This window comes from Psychrobacter sp. van23A (genome assembly GCF_030845275.1).
GTDB lineage: Bacteria > Pseudomonadota > Gammaproteobacteria > Pseudomonadales > Moraxellaceae > Psychrobacter > Psychrobacter faecalis.
In genome coordinates this window covers 1,685,700-1,705,226 of the sequence record NZ_CP132595.1, presented here as the reverse complement: position 1 = coordinate 1,705,226, position 19,527 = coordinate 1,685,700, and the positions used below count along the sequence as shown (strand labels likewise).

The following is a 19,527-nucleotide window of genomic DNA, read 5'->3' as shown; positions in this document are numbered from 1 at the left end:
ATGATAATTATTATCAATATATAAATAAAAATGTTGATTTGATGGATTGAAGATAAGTGTTTTTTATATAAGGGTAGTTAAGGGTTTTAGAAAATGAGTTTTAAGGTAAATAGTCAATACAATACAATGAATATTATTTTTGGATAGGCTTTTATCTATGAAAAAGTGAGGTATATTAAGGTAGAAAGGTAAGTCATTTATACAGACTTGAGTTTTTGAAAATTTGTTCGATAACAAATTATTAATATCGCAATAACCAGCCCCTAATTATGAGGATAATTTGAATAAAATAAGCAAAGAAGCCGCTGCATTTACAGCCCTGCCACTCAACATCCAAACCGCGTTAAAGCAAAATAAACGCATCGTCTTTATCGCCAATAACCCTTCTATTTGCACTGATAAACTTGAGCAGTTATTACGCCCTGACGATGTTTTGGTGTTATTTAACCATTTTATTAATGCTGATTTTTTTGCCAACCACCCGCTTGCCAGTAGCCTGCCTAAATTGTTGTTTTTTCGCCAAATTGGCGATAGTAAACTGCATTTTGGTTTGCCACCAAGGAGCAACAATGTCGCGGTGATGAAGCGCATGGCAAAAGCGGCACCATTAGGTATTTTACTGAGCAATCGGCCTTATCAATTTCCTTTGCCCAGTGATGACCCAAGTCCCGATGATGACCCGATTGATGATGATCGCATACTGACGTTACCACCGGCGGTGCAAGTGTTGTTGCAGGATGCGGCGCATCATAGCGTGTTATCGGAGCGCCATCCGGTCGTTGAGGACTATCCTTACTTTACAGATATTCACTCTTCAGCCCCTTCTTCAGGCTTTTTGTTGTATCGCTTGTTGCTAGCGGCGCGAGAGCATGTGCAGCTGCTGCAAAAAGCACCGCTACCGCTGCAATTATTAATGATAGGTTTTAATGACAACGATAAAACCGCGCATTTTTGGCAAGGGCATAATTGGGAATTTGAGCGCCGTGAAATGAGTTCGCCGCCGCCAGAGGTGGAGATCATACGCCAGTATTAGGCAAGGGGAGATTGGTAATTTAAACGTAGGCGGCATCGGGACAATAAGCCAACTCTATCTCCTTACTGCTAGGCTGGCGTAACAGCGTAATCGAATTTGATTGCTCGTGCGTCCAATCAATCAATCCCATTTTGCAGAACTGTTCAAGCCAGCCGCCCATAGGCCAGCATTGCCATTTTTGATAAAAACGATTGGCATTGACGATAATGCTTTCCAAATGATTGAGAGGCGGGCGATAGACAGCGTGCTGCTGATGATAAATAAGGTCGGCGGTCAGATAAAAATCAATATCTAACTGAAAGGCAGTAAAGGCAAAGTCAGTATCTTCTACGCCATAACCAGTGTACTGCGTATCAAAACCCCCTATTTGCTCAAACTTTTCACGTTTAATCGCAAAGCATAAACTCCAAAAAGCGCCGTAATCATTTGTTTTTTTAATAGCTGTCGGTGCTGCCTCAGTAGAAATCGATTGTTTCGCATCGAAGTTATCACGATAAGGATTATAAACAGATAGATGGTTTAAGTAATTATTAGTCAGCGCGCCCTTTTGCAACGCCAAGCTTTCCTCGCTTGATAAAGGTCGCGTCAAATAGCGCGGTTGTCCCATCAGTAGAGCGTTTGGATACTGGTTTAATTTTGTGCTTAGTTGTTCAATAAAGCTCGGCGCTACGATGCAATCAACATCCAAAAATATCAGCGTGCCATGGCTGGCACGTGCGGCGCCAATATTACGATTATGACCGATATCAAATTCGGTTTTGTCCGATTTTCCTAACGTTTGATGTTCTAACGTTTGATGGTTTGTGCTGTCCACTAAACCTGCGTTCGTGGGAATCTTGACAATGTTTAAAGCAAACTCAGCCAGACGTTTAGGGTCGGCATCGTCATTGACAATAATAACTTCATCGGGCTGAACGCTGCCATTCGCAAGACTACTGAGCAGATTATACAGATGGCGATTGCGTCCATAACAAGTCGTGATTACCGTTACCGGCACATGCTCAGAAACCTCATTGGGATTTGTGATGGGTTTTACGGTCATTGTTTGTCAGTGCCTCTTTTGTTAATTTGGCTTTTATATTTTTGCTGTGACGTTATTGATAGTTATTGCATTTAACGTTCAGGCTTTAAGGCAAGCTGCGGCAGCAACCATTGTTCAAACCAAGCTTTAGTCGTTGGGTACTCGGCCATACTCTGCATAAACGCTTGAGCTGTCTGTACAGATTTTTGCTTAAGTGTTGCATTATCAGGCTTTGATAAGGATTGGATTCGTGCAGATTGATTGACAGTTTTGCCACTTAGCTTGTGTGTGACGCTTGCAATCATTAAGTCTTTAAATTGCTGCCAACTTAAGGCGCGTCCTTGGATTATCAAGGCCTCTGCCATTACCTCTTGCTCTTGATGGGGACGGTCGTCAGGTAGAACGACCAGTGGCGTCGCATAATCACAGGCTTGGGCGACGGCATTTAGACCGCACGCCATTAGTAGATAATCGCTATGTACGATAAATGGCGTTACATCACTTACATCGACTGCGATGTCAACATAATGCCGTTTATCCTCGTCGATAGGGCCAAGCGATATAATAAAGGCATGTGGTAAAAGCTGCCGCAGCTCGGGCAGTTTTGCATCAATGGCTTGATGCCCACCATAGCCTTTAATGACGGTAACGATAGTTGGCGTATCTTTATCCTTATCATTTAGCATCAAAGAGAGTGCTTTTTCATCAGTGGTAAGCTGCATTAAGTGTTTTATAAAAACTTGGTAAGTTTGCGCATCCCTTTGCTCAGTGTTGATAAAGTCAAGATAGAGGGTTTTTTTAGCCAGCCAATCAAGTGTCATCGCGGATTCTAATGTGCGAGGATAGGGGGCAAGCAAAGCAAGCGCACCAGCGAAAGCGTTTAGATGCGGCACATCATCGCGAATACCTGGCAGTCTGACATAAAGGTAAGGAACACTGACGGCGCGGCATAGCATGGCGACTTCAACGCTGACATCAATAATCATCAAATCAATGCGGCGCTGATAAATCGTATCGAGTATTTTATGGCTGCGCTGTTGAATATCGCTATTACCGACGGGCGAATAATGCAGGCTGGTTGGTTGCCAATATTGCCCTGCGCGCCCAGCGAGTACATCATCTGCACGTTCATCTTCGGCGGGTAGTCGTACAACTTGCGCTTCATCTATAGCCGCAAACGTATAGGTATCGGACGTTAAACTTGTAAATACCGTTAATTGCTGTCTTGCTTCAGTGGGTAATAAGGCAGCAAGCTTATCGATTTGGCGGCAGTGCCCTGAGCCGTGATGATGAGCGTAATAACCAAGCCGCATTAACCTCGCTCCATTATGTTATTTAAGCCACTGCTTGAACCGATTATTGACTCTGCTTTATTGCTTTTGCCATTTCTGTGGATAAATGGATTCAGTTTTAAATGTGCATCTGTTGGAGCTTCAACGCCTTTTTTCTGCTCGCTTTCTGCTACTGCTGCTTTATACAAGTCTAAATAGCCTGCTACCATGGCTGCTACGGAACAAAACTGTAAGGCGCGTTCTCGGCAGGCTTGGCGTGAGATGCTTTGAATCTTAGTAAAGCCTTTGATAAAAGCGTCTTTGTCTTCCTTAGCGACGATAACACCGGTGCTTGGTGTGACAATCTCGGCGCTAGCACCAACATCAAAGCCAATCACTGGCGTACCGCACGCTAAGCTCTCAGCCAGTGTTAAACCATACGGTTCATCCCATGTGCTGGTAAATAGCATGGCAGTCGCTTGACAGAGGTAGCGATTTACCTCGTCTTTGGTGACATGACCGACATAATCAAACAGTTTTTGCGCGCCATTTTCACCATCTTGAGCCAAGAGTGGGGCAACTTGCTCATCAAAATACGCTTCATTGCTTTTGGGACCAGCGATGATAAGTTTTTTTCCCGCTTCCATACAGTATTGCATGGCCAAATGCGTGCCTTTTTCAGGGCAAATACGTCCAAACCAAAAATAAACCTCACCATTTTCACGGGTAAAATCATCCGTAGATGTAATATTAGCATTAAAGGATTTTACATCAATGCCGTTATAAACCACTTGTGATGGCACAAACTCTGAAAAAAGCTGCTGTTGGTGTTTGCTGATAGCGGTAAACTGGGTGGTTGTACCATGACGCAAGGTCAATAGTGCCAAACGCAATTGCGGGAAAATAGGCGTATGAAAGGTGGTAAAAAACCGCGCGCCAAACGCTTGACCGGTCATCATCGGGATATGATGTAAGCTGTGATTATGCACGATGTCAATCTCACCATGTTCATCGCGCTCGATGATATCGCGTAGCACATCCTGATAGACCAAATACTGATACATCTCCTCGCGGCTCATGCCTAAAGTCTCATGCTCATTCCGATAGACCATCTTATCAAATGCTTCTCGGGTTAGCATTGGGACGAGGCGGGCCTGCGTTTGACTGTCTTGATGCGCATAAAGCAAAACCTCATGACCTTGGGCAACAAGCTCATCACATATAAGCTGGGTAATCATCTCAAGCCCGCCAGCAAAGGGCTGCGCAATAGGATATAAACAATGAGCAATCATCGCAATGCGTAAAGGTTTATCCGCTAAAAGGGCAGGGCGTTCAGCATTATTATCAATAGCATCTATAAAATTAACAGGGTCAGCAACGGGCATAAGTACCTCAAAGTAAAACGAGCGATTATGGTAGATAAGTAAAAAAGGATTTAATAAAATCAATGCCTAAAGCCAACCATTAAGAATTGATAATCTTTTTTTCTTCAAATGTCGTATGCATTTCAGGTTGCAGTGGTTTTAGCTTTTTGGTTGGTTTGCGAGGCTGACTAGTAGCCAAGGCAACCGTAGGTTTAGACTTAATGCTAATGGTGGACGGATTTTTCTCAGGAACCCTAAAGTTATCAAATGCCACTTTCGCTGCGCCGATTTTTAACGTACAAATGATCAAAGCACAGATAAATAATAACGGAGAATAAAGCGGCGAAAACGGTGCCACTATAACGGCAGTGATGATATTAAGCAGCAAAATCAGCTTGGGTAACGCCACCATATTGGCGCGACGTAATGAGCTTTGAGTGCGAATGTATGCTTGCTTTGGCGTACAGACAAAAGGTTTTTCACTACCCCATAACACAGGCAACCACGATAGCGCGCCAAGTTCCCAAAAGTTCAGATGCATCAGCCATGCTCTGACACGCATTTTGATACTAGACTGATGGTTTTGATTGAGTTGTTTGTTCAGTGGCGCTTTATCCTGTAAATATGCCCATAATCGCCTTATAGTAAAAATGCCATAGCTGGCATAGACTAAGTACAAAGGTGTGAGTAGCGACATATCGGGCGTGGCGTCCGAAAGTTGAGCTTTTAGAAGTGCGTAGCCAAGGATAAATAAGGTCGCTAGCTGCAAAAATATAAATAAACCCGTAAAGTTTATCCAAGCACTGAGCTGCGAGAGGTGCGCGCGCGTATACGCTAAACGTTTACCCAGACTTTTCGTATCTTGGATTTTAGTGGGCAAGGCTATCGAAAAATAGTTGCTTAACACCTGCATATTGCCATAGATCCAGCGCCGACGCTGACACATCAAATCATTTAACGAGGTAGGTAAGAGACCTGTCGCAATGACTTCTGGTATGAACTGACTGCGAAACCCTCTCTTATGCATCAAGACGCCCATTTGTGCATCTTCAGTAATAGAGGCACCCGACCAACCGCCTAAGCTCAAGAGATCTGCGCGGCGTATCACTGCATAAGTGCCTGTTGATAGTGCACGCTTACGATTAAAGGGGCGATATAAATGATGATTAAAATAATGGTTAAGCTCGCTGTGCGTGTCCACTTGCCCAGCACTGCGGTAAAACTGTGGAAACTGCAAAAGCGTATGGTTTGGATATTGCTTAATAGCGTGGGCAATCGAATCTCTGGCGTGGGGCAAAGCTTGATAGTCACTATCGACCACCACAATGTGTGAGCAGTCTGGATTCATCAGCCCCAACGCCAAGTTTAACGCGCCTGCCTTAAAGCCTTCTACCGCATCAATATGATAAAAGCGGACATTAAGTGCTGGATCTAGACTGGCGCAAAAAGCGGCCAAAGGCTGATATAGTGAGGTGTCTGTATTGTTGTTATCAATAATAAGTATCTCATCAGTCGCCTCTTTAACAGCCAGCAAAGATTGGATAGTCGCAATCACCAGTTCTGGTGGCTCAGACCGTGTCATTAACTGAAAGCTGAGAGACGCAGAAGCTAAAAGATTTTTTTTATGAATTGTCATGGCTTATCCTTAGGCACATACGACGGACGAGAATAGGGAAAAAAGCATGAGTGAAAGACACATGCGAAAACGAAAAAAGTATTAATAGTTATAATGTAGTAGTTATTATTGTCTTTTTGATTACCCGTTAAATAGTAATATAAAACTCGGTAACCTTAAGACTGTTAAGTGTTGGTAAATATTTAAGAGTGTAATACTACGTAATTTATACAGCCGATTTTATGGCTGTCAGTACGTAAAACACGATTTAGAAGAGGTTTGTGTTACTGGACGAGTAGCAAAATTTTCGAAATATAGTGACTTAATAATTTCAAAAAATTTTTAGGAAAAAATGATGAGAGTTTAAGATAAGGAAAAGAGAAGTAAGGGAAATGTGACGAAGAGGGTAACGCTAAATCATAATCGGTTATGAATTGTTTAAAATATAATGAACTTTATAAACGATAAAAGCGCATTAGACACTTATAGGTAAAAACCCATCATGCCCAATACGCTTTATCATCAATAACTAATAAGTCTTAAATGATGTTTAAATCTTAAAATTGATCTTAAAATCTAAGATTAGTAGTTATTACTGCTGCGCCAATCGTCAACTTCACGTTCGGCATCTTCTTTACTATGACCATAACGTTCTTGGACGCGGCCAACCAATTTATCGCGGCTGCCTTCGATGTGCGTGAGATCGTCATCGGTCAAGTCGGCCCATTTCTGTTTTACTGAGCCTTTAAGTTGGTTCCAATCACCTTTTAGCGTATGTTCATTCATAGTGGTATTCCTTTTCCTATTATTAGATTGCATTGATTTTTCTAAAACCCATCAATTTGCTTTGTTATATTTCTCACTTATGGGTTATCAGCAGGCATAAATCCTTAGCTGACAAATCTAATATAAACATGGATAATTGCCTTGTCTGTAGCCCCGATGTGTAGAGTGTTACCCAAACCTTAGCGATAGATTCATTGTGTTAGCAAGGTATACGCCGTGTCATAAATGCACTATTTTCATAAAATCTGTCGCACTTTTTAAAATGAATTACTGTGAATTGCTGGTTTCTAAGTTTGCTAAAAATGCGGCAAACCCTTCTGTCGCTCGCGCTTGTAATCGGCTGCTAGTAATGACCCGAACGCGATTGCTCCAAGTGATAGCAAAATTTTGCTTCTCGAATTTTTTAACCAAATCGACATCTTCATGGCAAGGCAGGGCAGCAAAACCGCCAACGGCGAGATACGCTACACTACTAAAGCTCAAATTTGCCCCATGAATATGACGATGTCCCATCTTATCTTGATAGTGAGCGATATAGTCTTTGCGGGTTTGGGGCGTTAAATGCGCCCAGTCATCAACGCTCACAACGCCGCATATCATAGCAGTCGGCTGATGATTAATATGAGCGATTTGCTGCGTTAGCCAATCTGCTGTGACAAGCGAATCAGCGTCGGTACAGGCAAGCCAAGTCGCGCCAGAGGCAATCGCATGACGAATGCCCAAATCTCGCACTTGCCCCACGCACCGGTAATCACAGCATAAATAATCCACACCAGCGTGCTTGACCAATGTGAGTGTGTCATCGCTACAACTGTCGAGCACCACGAGCACAGTGGCGGTAATGGTAGAGGGCAGCTGCTCAATGGCAGTCTGCACCGATGCCAAGCATTTAGAGATGGTCAGCGCTTCGTTATGAGCAGGAATGACGATAGCGATATTTGTAGTATTCATGCATTTTACTCGGCGGATTTAACGTTAAACCAAGTTTTCTTGCATAGCCACCGTTTCTACCGAACGTTGCCACACATCCAATAAAAAATCGCTATCGACGACTTTACTTTGATGGGTAAAGGTAGGGTGTTGACTATCAACTTGCTGTATTTGCGCAGAGTTTACCTCATTACTTATTCTATTAAATGCGTGGTGCAGACGTTGGTGTACCGTTTCACCCGTCATGGTAAAGCCATCGATGTCATAGCGCCAATGGCAGCATAGTAACGTGCCACCTACCGCAAGATTTTGCTGAATCCAAGCGATGACGGTATCAATATCATTTGGCGATAAGTAATATAAAATTTCACTAATCACAATTAAATCAAAATGCGATTTCGCAATCGGTAATATTTCAGGAATGACACCCTGTATGACCTTTACATGCCTGACATCTGCCAAACGTTGCTTAGCCAGTTGCACGGCCTGTTTATTACCGTCAATACTGACCAAGGTCTGACAACGGTTGGCAAGTAGAGCACTGAACACGCCATTACCACACCCTAATTCAATAGCGCTGGTATATTTTGCTTGTGGCAACACCGCTAGACACATATCGCGTTTACGCTTTTCATACCAGCGGGTCTGATACTGCCACGGATCGCTATTGTCGTTATATAACGCATCAAAATAGCTTTCTGAATAAGCAGTGGCTGTCGTCTCTTTTTTACCATTCGACAAATCAGTATGAACAGTATGTAAGTCGGTTGTAGATACCTGCAAATTACCGACCTCATGCATTGGCGGTGTCAATTTAAGATTGTGGCTCATATAAATAAACTTCCCAAGGTTGGCTGATTCTAGCGATGGTTTGAGCCGATAAAATAGGCGGGTTGCCTGTACTTTCATCAACGGTTATTTGGCTTTTGAAACAGGCGATAGCCTCGGTTTTGCGCTGTAACTGCTCGGGCGTTAAGTCCACCCTGAGCGTGCAGTGCCAAGGAATACGACTATCGGCAGGTTTTGCCCAATGCCACGCCCAAATCAACACTTGATAACAGGCGAGCTGATGCTGCTTAGCGAAAGCGGCGACTACTTGTCCTGTTGCTTCATGATCGGGATGACCATCATGTACAAAAGGCGTGATTAAAATATCGCCCGTCTGAATAAGAGCGGCCAATTTTTTATAAAACTGATACTTTTGGTTAAAGACGTCGCCATCGGTTAGCGCTAAAGACATACACGTCACCTGCTGCGCAATGCCTAACACTTCTAATGCCGCTAAGCTTTCTTGCGGACGGATAGTATCAAGCAGGCGCGGCGGATAAATTTGCGAGTCTGGGTGACTTTGTGTACCGTTGGTCACGTGCACAAGGACGATAGGATTACCGTTGGCTGCCAGTCGTTGCAGCAATCCGCCGCAGCCCAATATCTCATCGTCAGGATGCGGCGCAAATACGCAAATACGCTGCTGTGGCGGGAAGTTTTTTGCTATATCTAGTCGAGGTAAATCGTGCAGTCCCTGCCAGTTTTGCCAAGCATCGGCGCTAGTACCATCGCCTTCAATGACGCGGTCACCGACAATCGGATGCTCAGGCTTGACTAAGTGCGCTAAGGGTGCTGAGTGCGCCGACATCACATTATGGTCTGTTAAGGCTTGCGTATTATTTTCTGCCTGATGCACATGAAGATCAGAAGAGTCTCGTGCTACATTTACCTTGGGGTTTACAGTTGCCATATATTGTCCTGCCTGTCTGTCAAATCGCTGATTGCGGCGCGGTCTAAAGCGCTAGATAGCTCGCCGATTTTTTGTAAATCAAAGGCACCATGACTTTGACGAATAAATACCGCCAAATCTGCGGTTAACCTCGCAAAATGGGCATTGCCACAAAATGGCGCGGCCCCTAATGCTTGTCCGACTTTTTCCATCACTTGGCGTGCTACTTGCTCTACATTGGCGCGTAATTGACGGATAGCAAGTTCATGGTTTTGCAGCGGTTCACCCTCTATTAAGTCAGCAATATGATAAAAATACTGCTGAGTAACGGCCAATGCTGTGCTAATTTGACCTAAATACATGGCTTTATAGTCATTGGGTTTATGTTGATAAGCAGTTATTAAATAATTGGCAATGCGAGCGGCCGCACCGTACCAGCAAGCCGCAACGCCTGCCGCGCCATGCCAAAATCCTACCCGTTCTAGATACGTATTTGGCGCACCAACGTTATCGGCGTCTACCTCATGGAACTGTATGGTTGCCGTATCAGTGGCTTGCATGCCGACGGCCTGCCAAGCATTGTTATCAATATCAATGCCAGATTGGTGCATATCCACCATCAATAGTTGCGCTTGTCCCTGCTCATCGCGATAAGTCATCAGCCCATAATCCACGAGGTTGGCGCCTGAGCACCATGCTTTGCTACCACTGATTTTTCCCTCTGTATAACGTATCGGGTCGGGGTGTCCTTCTGCTGCCCAAACCGCCCATAAGCCTTGAGGCGCTTTATCGTAGCCGACTTCATGCAAAATACTTAACGCATCTAAATGCGATTCAAACCATTTCGCAAGCGTTAAATCTAGGCTCGACACGTATGCCAAGACTTGCCATCGAATCAAGGTGTTAGACTGATTTGGCTTGCTTGCTTGTTTATTGTTTTGAGCGTTCGTCGTATCGCCTTCGCTTATAACATTTTCAGCACCGGCAATAGCCCTAGCACCACTAGCAGGGTGAGGGATTTCGTCGCTATAACCGACTAGAATCGTTAATATTTCACGGCGCAACTTATCGGTCATAGCCAAACTGCCGATAGTTTGGTTTTCTGCTTGTATAACTTCTTCTATAGCAGATTTTATATTTATTAATAAAGCGTTTTTGGCATCGGGCACTTGCATACAGTCTCCTAATTATTGTTATGAATCAGACATTTGAATGGCATCAAAAGCGCCATCATCTGCTGACCGTTTTTTATTATCATATCGGCCATCTAAATACAAATCGTCTAAAAAGCGTTGCTGCCAAGCGTATAAGTCATCTTGATGTAGCCCTTGTAGCAATGCTTGATAGCGCAATTGACGCTCTTTTAATGGCATCGTCAATGCCGTCCTCAAGCCTTCTATCAAACTCGTGGGCTGGTGCGGATCGACAATGACCGCCGCTTGCATCTGCTCAGCGGCTCCTGCGTAACGCGAGAGCATGAGCACGCCCGGATCATCAGGATTTTGCGCGGCGATATATTCTTTAGCCACCAGATTCATACCGTCTTTTAAGGAGTTGACCCAGCCGATATCACTTTGCCAAAATGCGGCCATCAAGGGCTCATGGTTTAAGACGTTTTCGCTATATTTAATCGCTTGCCAAGCACCGTTGTCAGTTGAAAATTGCTGATTTATATCACTGACTGTTTGTTTAACTTCCTGATAAAGCCGTTGATAAGTTGGCAAATCTAAGCGACTAGGACAAGCGATTTGTAATAATTGTAGCTGTTTTTGATAGCTTGGATAATGCTCTAAAAAGTCACGATAGGCTGAAAAACGTCTTAATAAGCCTTTTGAATAGTCAATTCTATCTACCGCGATAATTTGTTGTGTCGTTGTCTTGTCGGTTTTTTTGTATACGTTATGCTGCGCCAAATGTGAAAGTGGAGGCGAGGCTAACTGACTGACCTGTTGCTGGATTCTTGCGACATTAATACCGATCGGATAGGCATTAATCAGTAAACAATGCTGAGGTTTAAAGTCTAAATTAAGCGTTAATGCTGTCCCAGATGAGTGGTAAGCATGAGTAAAAGGTTGGTTTTTTTGTAAGACATTGATGGGGGTAAGTCCGACATCGCTGTTTTCTGCTAATGTATCTTCCCTTACACTTTCTTTTTCCACTCTCTCTTCGCTCAAACGACTTTTTGACAACCTGTCTTTTAAATAATGCTGAAAAGCGTCAACGCAATTGGTGCATCCTTGCTGGGTTTGGGTGCCGAGCACATCATAATGCGCCAGATGATGAATGAGCTCAGCGCTTTGCTCAAGCTGTTGCCAAAAATCCAGCGCCACAAAGGGAATGTGTAAAAAAAGCCCAATACGATTGTTGATGCCAAGCTTTCGGCAATGATACGCCACACTTAAAAAATGATAATCATGGACCCAAATGACATCGTCAGGCTGGATGATGCTTTTTAATTGGCGCGCAAATAAACGGTTGACCGCCTGATAACCCGCATAATCATCTGTAGCTTGGCTGATAAGCGCTGTTTGCTCATGCAGTAGAGGCCACAATACATTATTGGCAAAACCGCAGTAGAAATGCTGATATTGCTGGGTGGTAAAAGCGGTGGTCATATAAGTGATTTGTGTGGCGCGGGTTTTTGCCTTGCTGCTCGCCATAAAGCGTTGTTGAATACTGCTAAATGTATTGGCGGCGTCGGTGTTATTGGCGCTGTTGTCATTGACGACTTCGCCATTCCAGCCCATCCAGACGACTGATTTGCCGATTAAGACGTCTTGCAGTGCGACAGCAAGCCCGCCCGCCATAGGGTGGTTATCGGGCATCTTTACGCGATTAGATAAGACAATTAAGCGGCTCATGTCAGTGGTCTCGCTGTATTTTTTAATGGGCGTCGGTTAGTGTCTATTAGCGGCGGTGCCACTTGCTCTTGCTCTGTTAAACCAGGTAACTTGGACGATAAGGTTGGGCGCTGTTGGCAAAACTTCAAAAAGCTCTCAAGCAATACCGTGACCTCAAAAATATTATTGACATAATAATGCGCAGACGTTGGCTCAGTGCCGTCATAACCTACTTTCATACCCATACCTTTTATGGGTGGTTTAGAATCCTCTCGTGGTTCGTTATTTTGTATAAAGCGACTTCTTTCTGTCATGTGCTTGTCGCCTTGTACTGCCATAAATCCTGTTTCATCGGTGATGTCGTCACCTATAAAAATAGGACAAAGCCTATTGTTAGCCTGAAATTTTTTTAGTAAGGTCAAAATTGCACTGCCTTTATCGGCGTCTTTGGGCGCGATTTCCCAGACATATTTACCTTGTTTTACTATCCAATCGCCATGGTTTTTTACGATTGTGGTTATAATGCGATAAGCGATATCGGCTAAGGCGGGATTTTGACGATAATGGAGGGCAACGGAGTAGGGCTTGTCTTCTATGATAAAATCGTCATAGCGCAAGCAAGAGCGGATAAGCGCTTGTTTTATAGCAGCAAGCTCAGCGCTGTCGACGGATGAAACGCTCGTATTATTATTAGATTCGTTATCTTCAAAGTCTATTTCTAGTCCATGCGTTGCGGCGATGGGTAAGCTTAGCGGCGCCAGCATTTGCTTTGCTTCGGCTAGACTGCGCCCAGTAACAGCAGCGATTTTGACGCCATGACTCTGTATGTTTTGTAAAAGTGTTAAAGTGGTAGCGGGGATAAAGCTGTCTTTCGGGTTCAAGGTGAAACTAGCAAGCGTGCCGTCGATATCTAAAAACAGGCAGTAGCGCTGCTGATGAGAGAGATAATCAGCAAAGTGATGGGGCGCAATATATATAGGACATCTGATAAGGGCGCTATTTGCTGGGACGCTTCTTCCTGAAGTCACATGTTATCCTTATTTTAACGTGTTATATGATGCTCTAAAACGGGTAACTTTTAATCGAAGCTAAGCAATTAAGTTAAGTAATTAAGGCTAAGCCATTAAAGTTAAGTAAATAAAAATTATTAACGAAGCTTAGCAATTCTGCTTCATCATAAGTTTGCCATAAAGTCCATCCTACTACGATGGACAAAATATGGTATTTAGTATAAGTTTTTTTAGTATCTGTCTTTTAATTTACAAAAACCATTAGGAAAAAATTATGCATATCAGCGCAAATTTCGATGCCGGTAATATTGAGGTTATCAATGCAGAAGATCAAACCAACATTCAATTGGCGATTCGTCCAGACGTGGGCGGAGAGTTTTTTCAGTGGTTTAACTTTCGTCTATCAGGCGAAGTTGGCGAGCAGTATGTGCTAAACATTATGAATGCAGGGAAGGCGTCCTACCTTGCAGGTTGGGAGGATTATCAAGCGGTGGCTTCCTATGATCGCGAGTATTGGTTCCGTCTGCCAACCTCTTATAAGGATGGTAAGTTAACGATAACGGCAGAGCTTGCGTGCGAAAATATTCAAATTGCGTATTTCGCCCCGTACAGTTATGAGCGTCATCAAGACTTGTTGGCGGCGGTGCAAGTGCATCCGCTCGCGTGTTTAGAGCATTTGGGCGAAACGCTTGATAAACGCGACTTAACCTTAGTAAAAGTAGGTAATGGTGATAGCAAGAAGCGCAGTATTTGGATTACGGCGCGCCAGCATCCGGGCGAGACAATGGCTGAATGGCTGGTTGAGGGGCTATTGAACAGTTTGTTAGACGAGGATAGTGCCACGGCTAAGTTGTTATTGGAAAAAGCCAATTTTTATATCGTACCGAATATGAATCCTGATGGCAGTGTGCGCGGGCATCTGCGTACCAATGCGGTAGGGACGAATCTAAACCGTGAATGGGCAAACCCAAGCTTAGAAAAAAGCCCTGAAGTGTTTCATGTCATCAATAAAATGGAAGAAACGGGCGTGGACTTGTTTTATGACGTGCATGGCGATGAAGCGCTGCCGTATGTGTTCCTTGCCGGCTCGCAGGGCACGCCAAGCTATAACGACCGCCTTGCCCATCTACGTGATAAATTCTCAGAAGTCTTAAAATTGGCCAGTACCGATTTTCAGTCTGAATTTGGTTATGACATTGATGCGCCGGGCACAGCAAATATGACGATTGCCACCCACTGGGTAGCCGAGCGTTTTGATTGCCTTGCCAACACTTTAGAGATGCCATTTAAAGAGAATGCCAATTTACCTTTTGAAGATACAGGTTGGTCACCTGAGCGTTCTATTAAATTAGGGGAAGCTTCATTGGTCGCTATGCTGGCGGTCGTTGATGAGTTGCGTTAGTCATAAACTTTTTGTGAGTTAATCAGATGGTTTCATGACAATAATTTAATAGTGATGGTTTAATTGGCAGGGTTGAATTGCTTAGAGCAGCGGCTTAAACACTCAGTTTTTAGCTTTTGCTCTAGGCAATTATAAGGTTATTAAATGGCGGGTAGCAGTAATTTTGCATTCTTATTTATAAAATATAACACCGATTATTTTCTATAGACTACATCAGATAATGATTTTGCACATAGTCAATGCATAGCTCATAAAAAGCTTGAGCAGCCACAGAGATGGTTTTGTCCGCACGTTTAAAAATACCAATTTGTCTGTCTAAAGATGGCTCCAGCAACTTTATCCAGACCAGCTCGGGCTCATTAGCTGGGAAAGCCAGTTTTGGTAGGGTAGTGATGCCCAAATCATTCCTTAATAATGAAAACAAGGAGGTAATATTTTCTACTGTATAACGCGCTTTACGATTTAGGGCTTCAGCAGGCGTGTTTTCAAGTAATCTACAAGTGCCATTATAAATAAAGGGCTGCGACATCAGTTGTTGCCAATGTAATCCTGATGTTTGGTTTGACTCGCCGTTTTTGTTTAACTGGTTTAACTCATTGCTTTTTAAGCAAACCACGCCGATAGGGTCTGATATAAGCGGCGTAAAATCAATGTCAGCTTGATCGATACTGGTGCAATTGCCCAATGCCAAATCCACTTCACCCGTCAGTAAGCGATTCGCCACACCCACCGCATTATCGTCTATCAAGACAATTTCGATATCAGGATATTTTTTAGAATAAGCAACCAAAACGCTTGGCAGCAGCTTTGTGACCAGTGATGGTACGCTTGCAATCCTAATCTTACCTTTTTCTCCAGCTGCAATCGCTTGCAAATCATCTTCTAACGTTTGATAAATGCTCAGGAACTGCTGAATTTTGGGTACACAGCTTTCACCAAACGGCGTCAGTGTCGCTTTATTGCCAACTTCAAATAAGCTTTGGTTCAATGTCTTTTCTAACTCCTTTATCGATGCAGATATAGCCGCTTGCGAGCGATTGGCGCGACTGGCAGCCGCTCGAAAACCGCCATCTTCTACCACGATTAAAAAATGACGTAATTGTTGTAATTTCATAATATTGGCTACCTTTATAAGCGTTGCTTACTGTTTAATTTTACGCACTTTCATAACGTCATAAGTCGTTAAATTAATACAAATCTAAGTGATAGATTAAATCTATCATATTTAATATTTAATTAGTTAGATTTATCGTATGTAAATGGGTAGCATAAGGATTAGAAATAAAGGATTGATAAAGCCACCTACGACAAGGATTGAAAAAATGAGCACTCACTCAACCAAACAAGCGGTTAATACCGCACTTTATGCCTCAAAATCGCCACTTGAGTGGGCAATCACCAATAATGGCACGTTATACACCGCGCAAATTCCTATTGATGGAAACGGTGAGGTAGTCGCAGCTGGCATCGAAGCGCAAACCCGCCAAACCCTTGATAATTTAAAGCACACCTTAGAATGTGCTAACAGTAGTATGGATGCGGTATTACAAGTGCTCATTTATGTCACTGACCGCGACTATCTAAAAACCGTCAACCAAGTCTATGCAGAATATTTCAAGGCGCCTTACCCCAACCGCGCAGCTTTAGTCATCTCAGGCTTGGCACGAGAAGAAATGCTGGTCGAATTGGTCGTTTACGCGGCTGTGCCTTAAGATTAAACGCTAATTTATAAGCGTTAGACGGTTTTTATCACTTAATTTCATTGTATGTTTTTAAATAAACGCACCCAAACTCTTTATAAAGGATGTTGTTATGTCAACTCAAGCGCTCAAACAAGACCCAAAAAAATCGCTTTATATCAACGGTGAATGGCAGGCAGGTAGCGATACCATTGCCAATATTAACCCCTCTGATATCACAGAAACGATTGGTGAATTTGCTCAAGCCAGCAGTAAGCAAGTACAAGATGCGATCGCTGCCGCGCGCCGTGCCCAGCCAAAGTGGGAAGCGGTACCGTTGGAAAAAAAGCAAGCTATCTTGCAAGCGATTGGCGATGAGATGATTGCGCGCTGTGATGAGCTAGGTACTTTATTATCACGCGAAGAAGGCAAGCCGTTTGCGGAAGGTCGCGGTGAGATTTATCGCGCAGGGCAGTTCTTTCACTATTATGCCGCCGAAGTGCTGCGCCAAATGGGCGACCTTGCTGATTCAGTCCGCCCTGGCGTCAAAGTTGAAGTCACCCGCGAAGCTGTCGGTGTCGTCGCTATTATCTCACCTTGGAACTTTCCAACGGCGACCGCGGTATGGAAAATCGCCCCAGCGTTGGCCTTTGGTAATAGTGTGATTTGGAAGCCTGCCAATTTAACGCCAGCCAGCGCCGTTGCTTTAGCAGAAATCATTCACCGTCAAGGCTTGCCAGAAGGTACGTTTAACTTAGTGCTCGGTGGCGGCTCATCAGTTGGCGATGCGCTTATCAATTCAAAAGATATCGATGCAGTCAGCTTTACCGGTTCAGTAGAAACCGGCCGCAAAGTTGCGGCGGCAACGGCGCCTAACTTTGTGCGTTGCCAACTTGAGATGGGCAGTAAAAATGCCTTGGTTATCGCTGATGATGCCGATTTGCAAGTGGCTATTGATGCGGCGGTTGCTGGCGCGTTTGGTGGCTCAGGTCAGAAATGTACCGCATCCTCACGTTTGATTGTGATGGACGGTATTCATGATGCGTTCGTCGATGGCGTGATTGCAAAAATGAAAACCTTAAAAGTCGGTCATGCGCTGGATGACGGTATCTTTATGGGTCCTATCGTTGATGACAAGCAGCTAGCGTCTAACATGGATTGGATTGAAAAAGCCAAGCAGGCTGGTGCCAATTTAGCCTTTGGTGGCGAGCGTCTAGAGATGGCCCATGACGGCTATTATATGTCGCCAACCTTGTTTACCGATACTGATAATAGCTGGGATATCAACCAAGAAGAAGTATTTGCGCCGCTCGCTTGCGTCATGCGTGTCAAGAATTTAGAAGAAGCCATTGCCATGACCAATGACACGCGTTTTGGCTTAACCGGCGGCATCATCACCCAAAGCTTGCGTAACAGCTCGCTATTTAAAGAACAAGTGCAAGCGGGCTGTGTCATGGTCAATCTGGCGACAGCAGGTACCGATTATCATGTGCCGTTTGGTGGTCGTAAAGAGTCGAGCTTTGGTCCGCGTGAGCAAGGCCAATATGCCAAAGAGTTTTATACCATCGTCAAGACGGCTTATCAAAAAGCGTACTAAGCAAAATCACTATAGAGTTGGTCACTTAGTGGCTCTAGCGTAGAAGGAAGTATGGCTGGGATAAATTTTTTGTAGCCTCGGCGAGCATGGCGAACAGCAAGCGAAAAAAAATTATACCAGTTATGTGTCGGTATTTATGGCACTGCTTTATTTTATATCGACACCATTTTAAAAAGTATAAAAAGGGAATTTGATATGTACCAAGACCATATCGTCATTGACGGATTGCAGTATAGCCACTGGGATCGAGACTACTTTAAGATGCTACAAGCCAGCGGTATCGACGCGGTACATGCGACCTTGGTCTATCATGAAGATGCGCGCCAAACCCTGACGCGCTTTAGCGAATGGCATAGGCGCTTTGAGCAAAATAGCGATTTGATTTTGCCCGTTTATTTGGTCGCTGATATTAAGACTGCAAAGGAGCAAGGCAAAGTCGGTATCTTTTTTGGCGCGCAAAACTGCTCACCTATTGATGATGAGATTGGCTTAATTAGCGTCATGCGCCGTTTGGGATTGCTGATTATGCAACTAACTTATAACAACCAAAGCTTGCTAGCGACCGGCTGTTATGAGCAAAACGATAGCGGTGTGACACGTTTTGGTCAACAAGCCATCAAAGAGATGAATCGCGTCGGCATGATTATCGATATGTCACATAGCGCTGAGCAATCAACGCTTGAGGCTATTGAGATATCGAGCCGTCCAATTTGTATCAGCCACGCCAATCCAACCACAGCACATGATGCCTTACGTAATAAATCCGATACGGTCATTAGCGCCTTAACCCAAGCAGGTGGTCTGTTGGGTTTTAGCTTATATCCCTTCCATTTGCCGAATGGTAGCAACTGTACGCTTGATGATTTTTGTCGCATGATTGCTGATTGTGCCGATAAGTATGGCGTAGAGCATTTAGCCATTGGCAGTGATTTGTGCTTAAACCAGCCACAAGCGGTGCTTGAATGGATGCGCAATGGACGTTGGTCAAAGGCCATGGATTATGGTGAAGGCAATGCCAACAATTCAGGCTGGCCGGACACCTTGCCGTGGTTCGCTGGCAAGGACGGTATGGAGAACATCTACAACGGTTTGCTCAAACATGGTTTTGATGACACAGACGCTGGCAAGATTATCGGACAAAACTGGTTTAATTTTCTTGAGGCTGGCATCAAGCCTTTAACCTAAGTGCTCACGCGTTAGTGGGTGTTAGATAACATTAAATAGCATGTAAACCAGAAACATTAAAGTATGGACAGGTGCAA

The 19,527-nt window shown here is 44.0% G+C and carries 17 protein-coding genes; 5 read left to right on the top strand and 12 right to left on the bottom strand.

Features of this window, described 5'->3' with window-relative positions; translation table 11 throughout:
* Positions 1–280 precede the first annotated feature (280 nt).
* Positions 281–1,033 carry a hypothetical protein gene (locus tag RAH45_RS07310; protein WP_305935898.1) on the top strand — a complete coding sequence of 251 codons (753 nt, stop codon included), beginning with the start codon at positions 281–283 and terminating at the stop codon, positions 1,031–1,033.
* Positions 1,034–1,052: 19 nt separating this feature from the next.
* On the opposite strand, the gene RAH45_RS07305 is transcribed toward RAH45_RS07310, so the two are convergent.
* From RAH45_RS07305 to otsB, 11 genes are all read right to left on the bottom strand, one after another.
* Positions 1,053–2,075, bottom strand: coding sequence for a glycosyltransferase family 2 protein (locus RAH45_RS07305; RefSeq protein WP_305935897.1), 1,023 nt, complete (start codon positions 2,073–2,075; stop codon positions 1,053–1,055).
* A 71-nt stretch (positions 2,076–2,146) separates the two neighbouring features.
* Positions 2,147–3,367 carry a hypothetical protein gene (locus RAH45_RS07300; RefSeq protein ID WP_305935896.1) on the bottom strand — a complete coding sequence of 407 codons (1,221 nt, stop codon included), beginning with the start codon at positions 3,365–3,367 and terminating at the stop codon, positions 2,147–2,149.
* Positions 3,367–4,710: a glycosyltransferase gene (locus RAH45_RS07295; RefSeq protein WP_198328323.1), complete on the bottom strand. Its 1,344-nt coding sequence runs from the start codon at positions 4,708–4,710 to the stop codon at positions 3,367–3,369. Before RAH45_RS07295 ends, RAH45_RS07300 begins: the two co-directional genes overlap by 1 nt.
* A 79-nt stretch (positions 4,711–4,789) precedes the next feature.
* On the bottom strand, positions 4,790–6,325 hold the full coding sequence (locus tag RAH45_RS07290; RefSeq protein ID WP_193030317.1) for a glycosyltransferase family 2 protein: 1,536 nt from the start codon (positions 6,323–6,325) through the stop codon (positions 4,790–4,792).
* Positions 6,326–6,886: 561 nt separating this feature from the next.
* Positions 6,887–7,090 (bottom strand): CsbD family protein, encoded by a 204-nt coding sequence (locus tag RAH45_RS07285; RefSeq protein WP_068404893.1) that lies wholly within the window; start codon positions 7,088–7,090, stop codon positions 6,887–6,889.
* A gap of 267 nt (positions 7,091–7,357) precedes the next feature.
* Positions 7,358–8,041, bottom strand: a complete 684-nt coding sequence (locus RAH45_RS07280; RefSeq protein ID WP_306495088.1) for a glycosyltransferase family 2 protein — start codon at positions 8,039–8,041, stop codon at positions 7,358–7,360.
* A gap of 24 nt (positions 8,042–8,065) precedes the next feature.
* Complete coding sequence (locus RAH45_RS07275; RefSeq protein WP_306495087.1) at positions 8,066–8,851, bottom strand: class I SAM-dependent DNA methyltransferase; 786 nt, start codon at positions 8,849–8,851, stop codon at positions 8,066–8,068.
* Positions 8,835–9,656, bottom strand: coding sequence for a PIG-L deacetylase family protein (locus RAH45_RS07270; RefSeq protein WP_306495927.1), 822 nt, complete (start codon positions 9,654–9,656; stop codon positions 8,835–8,837). Before RAH45_RS07270 ends, RAH45_RS07275 begins: the two co-directional genes overlap by 17 nt.
* Before the next feature lie 89 nt (positions 9,657–9,745).
* Complete coding sequence (locus RAH45_RS07265; protein WP_306495086.1) at positions 9,746–10,912, bottom strand: acyl-CoA dehydrogenase family protein; 1,167 nt, start codon at positions 10,910–10,912, stop codon at positions 9,746–9,748.
* Between the two features lie 18 nt (positions 10,913–10,930).
* Entirely contained in the window at positions 10,931–12,598 is a 1,668-nt protein-coding gene (locus tag RAH45_RS07260) for an alpha,alpha-trehalose-phosphate synthase (UDP-forming) (RefSeq protein WP_306495085.1), read from the bottom strand.
* Positions 12,595–13,605: a trehalose-phosphatase gene (gene otsB, locus RAH45_RS07255; protein WP_306495084.1), complete on the bottom strand. Its 1,011-nt coding sequence runs from the start codon at positions 13,603–13,605 to the stop codon at positions 12,595–12,597. The genes RAH45_RS07260 and otsB overlap by 4 nt, the downstream gene beginning before the upstream one ends.
* Positions 13,606–13,861: 256 nt before the next feature.
* Between otsB and RAH45_RS07250 the strand changes: the two genes are divergently transcribed.
* On the top strand, positions 13,862–14,989 hold the full coding sequence (locus RAH45_RS07250) for a M14 family metallopeptidase (protein WP_306495083.1): 1,128 nt from the start codon (positions 13,862–13,864) through the stop codon (positions 14,987–14,989).
* Between the two features lie 208 nt (positions 14,990–15,197).
* Here RAH45_RS07250 and RAH45_RS07245 read toward each other — a convergent pair whose 3' ends face one another.
* The gene (locus RAH45_RS07245; protein ID WP_198328294.1) at positions 15,198–16,103 is read right to left on the bottom strand and encodes a LysR family transcriptional regulator; all 906 of its coding nucleotides are present in this window, start codon (positions 16,101–16,103) and stop codon (positions 15,198–15,200) included.
* 208 nt (positions 16,104–16,311) lie between these two features.
* On the opposite strand from RAH45_RS07245, the gene RAH45_RS07240 reads away from it, so the two are divergent.
* The 3 genes from RAH45_RS07240 to RAH45_RS07230 all read left to right on the top strand — a co-directional run bounded on the left by RAH45_RS07240 (position 16,312) and on the right by RAH45_RS07230 (position 19,450).
* Positions 16,312–16,701, top strand: a complete 390-nt coding sequence (locus tag RAH45_RS07240; protein ID WP_198328293.1) for a RidA family protein — start codon at positions 16,312–16,314, stop codon at positions 16,699–16,701.
* A 100-nt stretch (positions 16,702–16,801) separates the two neighbouring features.
* A complete protein-coding gene (locus RAH45_RS07235) occupies positions 16,802–18,265 on the top strand; it encodes an aldehyde dehydrogenase family protein (protein ID WP_306495082.1) in 1,464 nt (487 codons plus the stop codon).
* Positions 18,266–18,460: 195 nt separating this feature from the next.
* A complete protein-coding gene (locus RAH45_RS07230) occupies positions 18,461–19,450 on the top strand; it encodes a membrane dipeptidase (RefSeq protein WP_198328289.1) in 990 nt (329 codons plus the stop codon).
* The last annotated feature ends 77 nt before the right edge of the window (positions 19,451–19,527 follow it).